General features: G+C 56.6%; 12 protein-coding genes. 9 read left to right on the forward strand and 3 right to left on the reverse strand.

Annotated elements, in window-relative coordinates; translation table 11 throughout:
- Positions 1-221: 221 nt before the first annotated feature.
- Positions 222-905: a GntR family transcriptional regulator gene (locus ADIMK_RS20670; RefSeq protein ID WP_036192331.1), complete on the reverse strand. Its 684-nt coding sequence runs from the start codon at positions 903-905 to the stop codon at positions 222-224.
- 306 nt (positions 906-1211) lie between these two features.
- Here ADIMK_RS20670 and ADIMK_RS20675 point away from each other — a divergent pair, with 306 nt between their 5' ends.
- The 8 genes from ADIMK_RS20675 to ADIMK_RS20710 all read left to right on the forward strand — a co-directional run bounded on the left by ADIMK_RS20675 (position 1212) and on the right by ADIMK_RS20710 (position 8659).
- A complete protein-coding gene (locus ADIMK_RS20675) occupies positions 1212-2303 on the forward strand; it encodes an ABC transporter ATP-binding protein (RefSeq protein WP_036192333.1) in 1092 nt (363 codons plus the stop codon).
- A gap of 42 nt (positions 2304-2345) precedes the next feature.
- Positions 2346-3686, forward strand: a complete 1341-nt coding sequence (locus ADIMK_RS20680) for an ABC transporter substrate-binding protein (protein WP_036192336.1) — start codon at positions 2346-2348, stop codon at positions 3684-3686.
- Between the two features lie 108 nt (positions 3687-3794).
- Positions 3795-4649, forward strand: a complete 855-nt coding sequence (locus tag ADIMK_RS20685; RefSeq protein ID WP_036192339.1) for an ABC transporter permease — start codon at positions 3795-3797, stop codon at positions 4647-4649.
- A 2-nt stretch (positions 4650-4651) separates the two neighbouring features.
- Positions 4652-5494: an ABC transporter permease gene (locus tag ADIMK_RS20690; protein ID WP_036192342.1), complete on the forward strand. Its 843-nt coding sequence runs from the start codon at positions 4652-4654 to the stop codon at positions 5492-5494.
- Positions 5495-5498: 4 nt separating this feature from the next.
- Positions 5499-6194: an aspartate/glutamate racemase family protein gene (locus ADIMK_RS20695; RefSeq protein ID WP_036192344.1), complete on the forward strand. Its 696-nt coding sequence runs from the start codon at positions 5499-5501 to the stop codon at positions 6192-6194.
- A gap of 108 nt (positions 6195-6302) precedes the next feature.
- Positions 6303-6854, forward strand: a complete 552-nt coding sequence (locus ADIMK_RS20700) for a hypothetical protein (protein ID WP_036192347.1) — start codon at positions 6303-6305, stop codon at positions 6852-6854.
- Between the two features lie 104 nt (positions 6855-6958).
- On the forward strand, positions 6959-7885 hold the full coding sequence (locus ADIMK_RS20705) for an ABC transporter ATP-binding protein (RefSeq protein WP_036192350.1): 927 nt from the start codon (positions 6959-6961) through the stop codon (positions 7883-7885).
- A gap of 12 nt (positions 7886-7897) precedes the next feature.
- Positions 7898-8659, forward strand: coding sequence for an ABC transporter permease (locus tag ADIMK_RS20710; RefSeq protein ID WP_036192353.1), 762 nt, complete (start codon positions 7898-7900; stop codon positions 8657-8659).
- Positions 8660-8713: 54 nt separating this feature from the next.
- On the opposite strand, the gene ADIMK_RS20715 is transcribed toward ADIMK_RS20710, so the two are convergent.
- On the reverse strand, positions 8714-9454 hold the full coding sequence (locus tag ADIMK_RS20715; protein ID WP_081849910.1) for a slipin family protein: 741 nt from the start codon (positions 9452-9454) through the stop codon (positions 8714-8716).
- 64 nt (positions 9455-9518) lie between these two features.
- Positions 9519-10883 (reverse strand): NfeD family protein, encoded by a 1365-nt coding sequence (locus tag ADIMK_RS20720; protein ID WP_036192355.1) that lies wholly within the window; start codon positions 10881-10883, stop codon positions 9519-9521.
- A 350-nt stretch (positions 10884-11233) separates the two neighbouring features.
- Between ADIMK_RS20720 and ADIMK_RS20725 the strand changes: the two genes are divergently transcribed.
- Positions 11234-12688, forward strand: coding sequence for a circularly permuted type 2 ATP-grasp protein (locus tag ADIMK_RS20725; protein ID WP_036192358.1), 1455 nt, complete (start codon positions 11234-11236; stop codon positions 12686-12688).
- Position 12689 lies beyond the last annotated feature (1 nt).

Below are 12689 nucleotides of genomic sequence, written 5' to 3' on the forward strand. Positions count from 1 at the left end.
TCCTTGTTCGACAACCACTATTATTAAGCATCCACCGGGGTGTAAATGTCAGAGCGAATACGGATCGCCGCGTAATGATTGCAAAGGCGTTGTCACACGACAGCCCCGCCTTTTGCGCAGTCTCAACGCTCTTATGCTGATAACAGCGGGTGACCCTCATCCTGAGCGTGCTTGGGAGATACGACTTACCGATATCGGCAGCAACGGACGGAAAGGATGCTCTAAGACTCTTCGAGTACGGCCTGGAGATCCACATCACCCGACCGCTCATCAAGCAGCAGGTAACGCTGAATGGTCTTCATATGCTCATCCATCAAATATCGCGCCCGGTCACAATCCTTCGCCAGAATCGCATCGACCAATGCCTGATGTTCTTCGATGGAGCACTGCACATTTGGCGTTTCCTGGTAGAGCGCAATAATCAATGATGTGCGCGTAATCAACCCCGCCAGCAACTCATCCAGCACCTCATTGCCCGCAATCTGCGCCAGCACCCGGTGGAAATTACCCGATTCCCTGATCATCTCCTGACGCTCACCGCACTTTATCGCCCCGGTCTCCTTTTCCAGCTGTTTCAGCAGGCGGTTGCGATTTTTAGCGGTCAGATTGTCGATGGCCAGTTCCACCACTGCGCGTTCAATCACAATCCTGGCCGCGAAGACATCCCTGGCTTCCTTGATGGTCGGTTGGGCAACACAGGCACCGCGATTCGGAAAGATCGTCACGACTTTATATTCCGAGGCCAGCTTCTGTAGTGCCGAGCGGACATGATTGCGGTTGGCACCAAGCACCTCTACCAGCTTCGCCTCAGTGAGCCGAGTCCCCGGAGGCAAACGGTGCTCCACAATAGCACTGGCAAGCCGATCCATAATCCGCTTTACCTCAAGCTGGGCACGCGTTCCCATAAGCCCCCCTTATATATTATTGCTAGCAATTTTAACCCCTATATCCACCAGAGAACAGTCTTCTCACACCACCCAAATCCGGCATCAAGCGCACCATACAATTGCACCTGGCACTTTTTGGGTGCATGCAAGACTTAAATAACTCATTAATTATCATGTAAAAATTCATGAACAGTTAGACAACACAGCGATACTTGAATTTTTTATTCAAAAAAAATAACGGGTTATACGTACTCGGCCCGATATGGCACAGCCCTCGCAATCCATTATCAATAAATTGCTAACAATTTTGGATTGCTAACAGTTATGAAGAAAGGCTCTGTTGAATTGGTCGGCGTGGTAAAACGTTACGGCGAAAGCACCGCGGTCAGGAATATCGACCTCCATATTGAGGGCGGCTCCTACTGCTGTCTGCTTGGCCCAAGTGGCTGTGGAAAGTCGACAACGCTGCGAATGATCGCGGGACATGAGAGTGTCACGGAAGGCGACATTCTGATGAATAACCGCAATGTCACCACCCTCCCTCCCCGCAAACGGGGCACCGCTCTGATGTTCCAGAACTACGCCCTGTTTCCGCATCTTAATAGTCTGGATAACGTGGCCTTCAGCCTGAAAATCGCCGGCATCAGCAAGCAGGAGCGCCATGTCCGGGCCCTGGAGATGCTGAAACTGGTCAACATGGAAAGCTTTTTTGAAGCCTTTCCCGAACAGCTCTCCGGCGGGCAGCAGCAACGTGTGGCCCTGGCCCGTGCGCTGATCAACCAGCCGGAAGTCATCCTGCTGGATGAGCCTCTTTCAGCGTTGGATCCTTTCCTGCGCACCCGCATGCGTGCCGAACTTAAGAACATTCAGCAGCAGTTGGGCATTACCTTCATACACGTGACCCACTCCCAGGAAGAAGCCTTTGCCCTGGCGGACCAGGTCGTGGTGATGAACAACGGCTTCATCGAGCAGGTGGATGACCCAATCGCCATTTTCAGTCGCCCAAGCACCGGTTTTGTTGCCAGTTTTATCGGTGGACACAACATCATCGAGGGCACCTTGACCGATTCGGGTCTCAGCATCGGCGAGCAGCGGGTTATCGCTCTGGACACGCCATTGAAAAGCGACAGCGATAACCGCGCCCGTGTCTCTTTGCGCTGCGACCGGATACAGATCAGTCCCGAACCTTTTGACACGGCCCAGCCCGATCCGCTGCACGTGGAGTCCGTGGAGTACCAAGGCAGCTATGTGCACCTGCGAGGACAGTTCAGCGATGGCCTCGGGCTTTCCGTATTTCAGAGCGACGCCGACTACCTCGCATCACCTCTGCTTGCCGGCGATCGCGCTTTTGTGGGCTGGCGCCATACCGACCTCAACCCCCTGCGGCCCGGCGGCGACGCCCTGTCCGGCCTATGAACCCAACCCTTTGAATCCGATATCACAAACTGGAGATCGATGATGAGCTTCGACGACAAGAAAGACCTTAAGGACACTCTGAGCGCCAGTGCAGAACCGAAACAGGAACGTAGCGGCGTCAGCCGTCGCGGATTCATCAAGGCCGCTGGTGCGGTCGGTGGTGCAGCCCTGGGCTCTGGCGCGATTACTGGCTTCCCGATGATCTGGGCACAGAACATCAAGGACATCACCCTGCGCCAGTTTGGCACCGGGGTGTCCAACCTCAACGCGATCGCTCAGAAAGCGAAAGAGGACCTGGGTATCAACCTGGAGCTGACCGCACTGGATTCCGACGCTGTCGCCCAACGCGTCGTCACCCAGCCGCGCTCATTCGATATCGCAGACATCGAGTACTGGATCTGCAAAAAGACCTTCCCGGCTGGCACCATGCAGCCGATGAACACCTCGCGTCTGAAGAACTTCGACAAGATCTCCCAGCTGTTTATCACCGGTAAGCTGAACAAAGACTCTGAGATCGCCCAGGGCACCGCTCCGCACACCGTGGGCTTCGTTGAAGGCAAGGAATCGGTCCAGTTCGCCTCTGAGCCGACTGACTGGATGACGCTGATCCCGACCATTTACAACGCCGATACCCTGGGCATTCGCCCGGATCTGGTAGGCCGTCCGATCACCCACTGGCGCGACATCATGGACCCGGCGTTCAAGGGCAAGACCTCGATCCTGAATATCCCGTCCATCGGCATTATGGATGCGGCGATGATCTGCGAGTCCATGGGCGAAATCCAGTACGCCAACAAGGGCAACATGACCCGCGAAGAGATCGACGCCACCATCGAGATCCTCAAGGCAGCCAAGTCCGATGGCCAGTTCCGCGCCTTCTGGAAGAGCTTCGATGAGTCGGTGAACCTGATGTCCTCCGGCGAGGTCGTGATCCAGTCCATGTGGTCACCGGCGGTTGCGGCCGTGCGCGCCAAGGGCATCGCCTGCAAATACCAGCCGCTGGAAGAGGGCTACCGCGCCTGGGGTGGCGGTATCGGCCTGGCCAAGCACCTCTCCGGTCTGGAGCTGGATGCCGCGTACGAGTACATCGACTGGTACCTGTCCGGATGGGTCGGTGCTTACCTGAACCGTCAGGGCTACTACTCAGCGGCACCGTCCACCTCGAAGGAGCATATGAGCGCCGACGAGTGGGGCTACTGGATCGAAGGTAAGCCGGCCCAAGGCGATATCCTCAGCCCCGATGGCAAGGTGATGGAAACCGCGGGTGCCGTGCGTGACGGTGGCTCCTACTGGGATCGCATGGGCGCGGTCGCCTGCTGGAACTCCGTCATGGATGAGAACAAGTACATGGTTCGCAAGTGGAACGAGTTCATCGCGTCCTGATAGAACCCAACTTCAGGGGGCGAGTGATCGCCCCCGCCTTTACCTGAGCACTTAACCTGACTCAGAGCCCGTTTTTCAGAGAGCCCGTATTTCGGAGAATAAAGTTAGATGCGTTTTCTAACCGCCAACCCCAGCTACCTGCAGGTCACGCCCCTGGCACTGGTGATTCTGCTGTTTCTGCTGTTTCCCGTTGCGACCATCGTGATCGTCAGCTTCTGGGACTACAACGCCTATCAACTGCTGCCCGATTTCATCTTTGAAAACTACGAGTTTCTACTCACATCAAGCGTCACGCTGAGCGCCTATCTGAAGACGTTTTTCTTTGCCATCACCACCTGGGTGATCACCCTGACGCTGGGATTTACCGTCGCCTACTACCTGGCGTTCTATATCCGCAGTCCACTGCTTCAGGGCGTGCTGTTCGTGCTTTGCACCGTGCCGTTTCTGACCTCTAACATCATTCGTATGATCTCCTGGATTCCGCTGCTAGGACGCAACGGTCTGGTGAACTCGACCCTGCAGGAGATCAACCTGATCGACGCCCCCATCGAATGGCTGCTGTACAGCGATTTCGCCGTGGTGCTGGCATTCGTTCACCTCTATACCCTGTTCATGGTGGTCCCAATTTTCAACTCGATGATGCGGATCGACCGTAACCTGATCGAAGCCTCCATCGATGCCGGCGCCAGCGCCTTCCAGACGATCTTTCAGGTGGTGGTGCCGCTGTGTAAATCAGGTATCGCCATCGGCTCCATCTTTGTCGTCACCCTGGTGATGGGCGACTTCATCACCGTCAGTCTGATGAGCGGGGGCTTAAGCGCCTCCGTGGGCGTGTTGATCCGCAACGAGATCTCGCTATTGCAATACCCGGCCGCAGCCGCCGGTGCCGTGGTGCTGCTGATCACCGTCCTGATCATGCTCAGCATCATGTTCCGTTTCATCAACATCAAGAAGGAACTGTAATCATGGCAGCCCCCGACAAGGCGAAGCGCAAGGCGGGATTCATCCCCCTGACCATTGTTTTTGTATTGTTCATCATCTTTCTCTATGGCCCCACGGCCACCATCGCGATCCTGTCGTTCCAGGGGCCGGAGGGTGGCCTCACCTTTCCGATGAACGGGATTTCACTGCACTGGTTCCGGCAGCTTTTTGAAGAGCAACAGGTGGGTGACTTTGGCGGCTCGTTGACCCGCTCGATCCTGCTGGGCCTCTGTGTGATGCTCTGTACCGCCGTGTTTTCGCTGCTGGCAGGTTTGGCTTACCGACGCAGTTTCAAGGGCGGCAACGTATTGTTCTACCTGACATTGGTGAGCCTGATCCTGCCGTCGATCCTGATTAGCCTCGGCATCGGCATCATGTTCGACCGCACCGGCCTTTCACCGGCCTGGTACAGCTCAGCGTTCGGCGCTCATCTGACCTGGACCCTGCCGTTTGGCCTGCTGATCATGTTTGCGGTATTCAACCGCTTTAACAAAAGCTACGAAGCCGCCGCCATTGATATGGGGGCCACCGCCTGGCAGACCTTCCGTCTGGTGGTTTTCCCGCTGATTCTGCCAAGCCTGATCGGTGTCTGTCTGTTCGGCTTTACGCTGTCCTACGATGAGTTCGCCCGCACCCTGATGACCGCCGGCACCTTTAACACCCTGCCGCTGGAGATCTACGGCATGACCACCAACGTGACCACGCCGGTTCTCTATGCCCTGGGTACGCTGACCACCCTGTTCTCCTTCACCCTGATCTCTGCCGCTCTGATAACCATCTGGGCAGTTCGCAGAAGCCGGGCACGAAAGGCTCCAACCGGACTCTAGAACTATGAAACTGCGTGTTATTAACCCCAATGACAGCGAAACGATGCGCCAGACGATCGCCACCAGCTGCTGCGAGGTGGCATCGACAGGTACTCATGTCGAGGTCGTCTGTGCCGGTGCCGGTATCAACAGTATCGAAGGCTTCTATGACGGCGCCCTTGCCGCCCCTGGAGTGCTGGAACAGATACGCCTTGGCGAGGCGACCGGCTGCGATGCTTACCTTATCGCCTGTGCCGATGACACGGCACTGCACGCCGCCCGTGAGCTGGCCAAGGGTCCGGTACTCGGCATCGGTGAGGCTGGCGTACACGCTGCAAGCATGCTCGGCTGCGGTTTCTCCATCCTTACAGCGCAACAGAAGTCGGTGCGCATTCTGGAGAGAAACGCCCGTGAGTACGGCTTCGCAGAGCACTGTCTGGGTGTACATGCGATGAAGATGCCGGTACTGGCCCTTGAACAATGCGCAGAACCGGCCCTGTTTTCAACACTGGTCGCCCGGGCGGAAAGCATTCTCGCTACAGACGAATCAGAAGCACTGGTGCTGGGTTGCGCTGGGCTGACTTTCCTGCAGGCGGATCTGCAAAAGGCACTGGGATTGCCCGTGGTCGACGGCGTCCGGGTCGGTCTGCTCATGCTGGAAGCCTTGGTAAAAGCCGGACTGAAGACGAGCAAGCGCAGCAGTTACGCCTCCGCCAGCTGAACGTCTGCCATGACGGCGCCGGGCTGTGGAAAAGGGTACACAAGTAGCATTGTTAAGTGGTGATGCGCTCCTAGACTGAAGAGAGTCTCAGTTGCGACGAGGTATCCCATGTCTTTGCGTCTCACCGGTTTCGCCTTACCTCTGGCGTTAGTCCTGCATACTCACGCTGCTGACTTGGCCGGAGAACGCCAGATCTATCTTATCGATGGCCAGGGCAAAGAGCAGGCGATCGGCACGCTCACCGTCGAAGCGGACGGCTCCGGCTATGGCTACACCCTCGATCTGGACCTGAACCAGTTTAAGGACCACTTTCTCTCGATGAAAGAGATGAAGTGCCTGGAGGGTCCGGAACTCTGGTGCTACGTGCCCTACCCCTACGACACCCCACGACGTATTACCGCGGATGACCTGAGATGGCTGGAACATGATCTGCTGTTTCTCTTCAAGAAGCCGGACACCTTCGGTGCCCGGTTGTGGAACGGTATCTATTATCCACTTGAAGTGAGTGACGAAGGCACGATCCGGGGCGAGGCCCACGCACTCGATCTGAACCTGATTGCATCGCCACCAGAGGATCTTACGACACCGCCCATTGGCCAGTATGACATCGGCGACTTCAAACTGGAGGGCCGCTGGCTTCCTGATATAGAGATCCGCTAGTTGGGATCCTGAGTTCACGGTTAACAAATCGCCCTTGTCACCTCAGTCGCGCTACAATCAACGCTTCCTCAGCCTGACTGCACCACCAGTGACAAGGAGAGCCTGTGCAACCGATCATCAGTATCAAGGGCATCAGCAAGACCTATGCATCCGGTTTTACTGCGCTCAAATCGATAGATCTTGAGATCCGCAAAGGCGAGATTTTTGCCCTGCTCGGTCCCAATGGGGCGGGCAAGACAACATTGATCAGTATCATCTGCGGCATCGTGAACGCCAGCAGCGGCACCATTTCCGCCGATGGCGTCGATATCGTTCACGATTACCGCGCCGCTCGCAGCCTAATCGGTTTAGTACCCCAAGAACTGACCACCGACGCATTCGAGAGTGTCTGGGACACCGTCTCGTTCAGCCGTGGTCTGTTCGGCAAGCCTGCAGACCCTGCTTATATAGAAAAGGTTTTACGCCAGCTCTCGCTTTGGGATAAACGTCGATCCAAGATGCTTGCGCTCTCCGGTGGCATGAAGCGCCGCGTCATGATCGCCAAGGCGCTGTCACACGAACCCCGCATACTCTTTCTGGATGAGCCGACCGCCGGTGTCGATGTCGAGTTACGCCGTGACATGTGGGAGATGGTAAGGGGGCTTCGCGAAAGCGGTGTGACCATTATTCTGACAACCCACTACATCGAAGAAGCCGAAGAGATGGCGGACCGTATCGGCGTTATCAACCGGGGCGAACTGATCCTCGTCGAAGACAAGCATGCACTGATGCAGAAACTCGGTCAGAAGCAGTTGCATCTGCACCTGCAAACGTCTCTTGAGACACTCCCCGCTACCCTTGCGCATTACAACCTGACGCTTAGCGAAGATGGCCAGCAGCTCACCTACACCTTCGACGCCCATCAGGAAACCAGCGGCATCGCCGAACTGCTGCGCAGTTTGAGTGCGCAGGGTATCGATCTCAAGGACCTGCAATCGAAGCAGAGCTCGCTGGAAGAGATCTTCGTCAACCTCGTCAAGGGCAATGGGTAACAGGAATCACCAATGAATATCAATGGAATACGTGCAATCTACAAGTTCGAGATGGCGCGCACTCGACGTACCTTGATGCAGAGCATCGCCTCACCGGTACTCTCCACTTCGCTCTACTTCATCGTATTCGGCACGGCAATCGGTTCACGCATGGGCGAGATCGACGGTGTCGGCTATGGCGCTTTCATCATTCCAGGCCTGTTGATGCTCTCACTGCTGAGCGAAAGTATCTCGAACGCCTCGTTCGGCATATTCTTCCCGAAATTTTCGGGCACCATTTATGAGGTACTGTCAGCCCCTGTTTCACCATTCGAAATCGTCGCGGGATACGTCGGGGCCGCCGCAACCAAGTCGCTGATCATCGGCATACTCATACTGGCCACGGCCCGGCTGTTCGTCGACTACAGCATACTGCACCCCTTCTGGATGCTGGCGTTCCTGCTGCTGACAGCGCTGACCTTCAGCCTGTTCGGCTTTATCATCGGTGTCTGGGCGGATGACTTTCAGAAACTTCAGGTGATTCCGCTCATGGTGATCACGCCACTGACCTTCCTTGGCGGTGCGTTCTACTCGATCAACATGCTGCCGGAGCCCTGGCAGTCGCTGACGCTGTTCAATCCGGTGGTGTATCTGATCAGCGGTTTCCGCTGGGCGTTTTACGGCGTTGCCGACGTCAATGTGGGCTTGAGCCTGGGCATGACGCTGCTGTTCATGGTGATCTGCCTGAGCGCTGTATGGTGGATATTCCGTACTGGCTATCGCATCAAGCAATAAACGCCTGCGCCTGGCCTATGCACCTGCAGCCTTCAGGCAATGCGGACCCGGTGGTTACTGACGATCCTCGTCAGCACCGGAACCGCTTGGCGCTTTAGCGCCACTCGTCCCCGTCCACTGATTGATCATATCGATCGGCAGCGGAAACACGATGGTGTGGCTGCTCTGGCCAGAGCCAGCTATTTCAGTCAGCGTCTGCATGTATCGCAATTGCAATGCCTGCGGCTGCTCGGCCAACCGCTTCGCGGCGCCGAGGAGTTTTTCAGACGCCTCGAGCTCACCGCTGGCGTGAATCACCTTGGCGCGCCGAGACCGCTCGGCTTCAGCCTGTTTGGCGATAGCCCTGATCATGCTTTCATCGAGATCAACATGCTTGATCTCCACGTTAGCGACTTTGATTCCCCAGGCATCGGTCTGTTTATCCAGAATCTGCTGGATGTCGGCATTGAGTTTCTCGCGACCTGCCAGCATGTCATCAAGTTCATGCTGCCCTAATACTGACCTTAATGTGGTCTGCGACAACTGACTGGTGGCCTCCAGATAGTTTTCCACATGGATGATTGCCCGCTCAGGGTCCACCACGCGGAAGTAGATGACTGCATTCACCCTGACTGAAACGTTGTCGCGCGAAATGACATCCTGTGTCGGCACATCCATAACCAGGGTTCGCAGGTCCACTCGGACAATCTGCTGGATAACCGGGACCACGATGATCAACCCTGGCCCCTTCACCTTGTAGAAGCGCCCAAGCAAAAAGATCACGCCGCGTTCGTACTCGCGCAGAATGCGAAACATCGAGACCAGCAACAACACCACCAGCACGACGATTGTTATCACGAAGTAGGGAATACCGATCACCTCACGCCTCCAGCTTGTCGACGACAAGCGTTAATCCGTCGATTTCATGCACCCGCACACGGTCTCCGACCTGCAGAGGATCCGGGCAGCGCACAGACCAGAGTTCGCCCTCAAAGCGGGCCAACACCTGACCGTCGTACACCTGCTCGATGGTCACGCAGTGTTCCTTATCGGGCCCCGCACGATACTCCCGCGGTCGCTGATGTGCCCGCCAAGCCATACCCAGAACGGCGAACAGCAGCGCCCCGGTGGTAACTGCCAATGCAGCGATGACCGGCAGCGCAATCTGATAGGCAGGCAGGTCGGTATCCATCAGAATGATTGAGCCAACCACGAACGCAACCAGCCCCCCTACCCCGAGCACCCCGAAGCTGGGCATCAACACCTCGGCCGCGATCAAGCCGATACCCAGCAGCACCAGCCCAAGACCGGCATAGCTCACCGGTAAAATCTGGAACGCGTACAGCGCAACAAGCAGGCAGATAGCCCCCAGTACACCGGGTACGCCAAACCCCGGGTTGGTAAACTCGAAGATAAGTCCATACAGGCCAATCAGCATCAGTACATAGGCCACGTTGGGATTGGTAATCACGGCAAGAAAATCGCTGCGCCAGTCGGGATCAACCCTAAAACGTGGTGCCTGTGCCAGATCCAGCACGACCGTCTGACCTTTCACATCAATCGCCTTTCCTGAGAGCGTGGCGAACAGCTCCTCTTCATTCGCGGCAATAAGATCGATCACCCCCAACGCCTGAGCCGCCTTCGCACTGAGGCTCGCCCCTTCCCTCACCGCTTTTTCCGCCCAATCGGCGTTACGCCCTCTGAGCTCCGCCAGACTGCGGATATAGGCCACTGCATCATTGGTGACTTTTCGCTCCATTGCGGTACCGCCCTGCGGTGGCTGAGGCTCGTTGCCTTCATCCGGCGCGGGGGATATGGGGCCACCAATGGATACCGGCGTTGCGGCGCCAAGATTGGTTGCCGGCGCCATTGCCGCCACATGGCAGGCATAGAGCAGGAAGGTACCGGCGCTCGCAGCGCGCGCGCCGCTGGGAGAGACATAGCAGATGACCGGGATGGGAGACGCCAGTACAGACGAGATCATCTGCCGCATCGACTGATCCAGCCCACCCGGGGTATTGATGTTCAGCAGAATGGCGCTGGCATCGCCCGCTGCCGCATCGCGGATGCCACGGCTGACATAATCGGCGGTAGCGGGCCCCACCACGCCATCGAGCGTCAACACCCATAGCGCTTTGGAGGGTGGTACCTCATCTTGAGCCGCATACGCGATCCCAGAGGCGACCATGGCATAGCATGCCATCAGCCAGATACACCGTCGCAGCACGATCCTGATTCTGTTCATGACCACCCCCGAGCTTATGCATTCAGTATAGAAGAGCGCGACAAGCCTTCACGTGCCTCTTTCACCCAGCACATTCCGCTGCTATACATAAAAGAGTCGTATTAACCGGATACAGTAAGTCCCCCTCAGAAACATCCGCAAAGGGAGTCGTCGCACCACACAACCTCAATCAACTCTGGCTTGTAAATTGCAAAGTCTGGAGATGTTTCAACCAGATTCAGGAGCAGTATGCGTTGCGCCCCCGGGCGACAGGATCCATTCGCCCCAGTGCATTCATAACGAGAGAGAAAGGTCTTCAACCCGCTGGGTTCCAGGCCTCACGTCAGCCACAGTCGATGATGGGCATTTGCATGAGTATGGATTGGAAGAGATACGAGCCTCAGGAATTTTTTGATGAACTGGTCACCGCCAACGGCAATCCACGCGCCCCCGCACGGCGGTTGATCTCATACCTGGGTTCCCTGAGCGATGAAGAGATCGAAACCCGCCGCCAGATGGCAGAAGCGACTATCCAAGAGATGGGCATCAGTTTCACGGTGTACACGGAAGAGGGCAACATAGACCGAGCCTGGCCTTTCGACATTGTCCCCCGCACCATTTCTGCCCGCCAGTGGTCCACAACCGCAGCCGGATTAAAACAGCGTCTCAAAGCGCTCAACATGTTTATCGATGATCTCTATCACGATCAGAATGTGATAAAGGACGGCATCATCCCCGAACACATCATCACCGAGTCGAAAAACTTCCGCCCCGAGTGCGTCGGCATCTCTCCTCCTTACGGTGCATGGGCACACATATGCGGCACCGATTTGGTGCGCGCCGAGGATGGCGAGTTCTATGTCCTTGAAGATAACCTGCGCGTGCCCTCAGGCGTGTCCTATATGCTGGAAAACCGCGGCATCACAAAACGCGTGTTGCCGGAGCTGTTTGAGAACGATCGCATTCTGCCGGTGGACGACTACTGCTCAAACCTGTTCGACACACTGGTGTCACTCTCACCCCGTAAGATCAAAAAACCGGTCGTCGTTGTCCTGACCCCCGGCATTTTCAACTCTGCCTATTTCGAGCATGCCTTTCTGGCGCAGCAGATGGGGGTCGAGCTGGTCGAGGGTTCGGATCTGGTGGTATCGGACGATGACTGTGTGTTCATGCGCACCATCTCCGGCCTTGAGCGTGTCGATGTGATCTACCGCCGTATCGATGACCTGTTCCTGGATCCGGAAGTATTCCGCAAGGATTCGGTACTGGGCGTGCCCGGGCTGATGCGTGCCTGGCAGAACGGCAATGTCGCCCTGGCCAATGCCCCGGGTGCAGGCGTAGCCGATGACAAGGTCGTATACGCCTACGTGCCGGAGATTATTCGCTATTACCTCAACGAGGAACCGATCATCAAGAACGTGGAAACCTTCCTCTGCGAGGATCCCGAGCAACGCGCCTATGTACTGGCCAATCTGGACAAGCTGGTGGTGAAACCGGCCAACGAGTCCGGGGGTTACGGCATGCTGGTTGGCCCGCACTCGACCAAGAAGGATCAGGCTACCTTTGCAAAACTGATCAAGGAGAACCCTCGCAACTACATCGCCCAACCCACACTCAAGTTGTCCACAGCCCCGACCATTGTGGAGAAAGGCGCGCTGGAACCTCGCCATCTGGATCTGCGCCCATTCATTCTGCAGGGCAAGGATATGTACGTCACCACAGGCGGACTGACGCGAGTGGCCATGCGCAAAGGCTCACTGGTAGTCAACTCGTCGCAGGGCGGCGGTAGTAAAGACACCTGGATTGTCGAGACTGGGGAGGCCTGAT

Origin of the sequence: Marinobacterium lacunae (assembly GCF_000705555.1) — a bacterium.
In the GTDB taxonomy this organism is placed as follows: Bacteria; Pseudomonadota; Gammaproteobacteria; order Pseudomonadales; family Balneatricaceae; genus Marinobacterium_D; species Marinobacterium_D lacunae.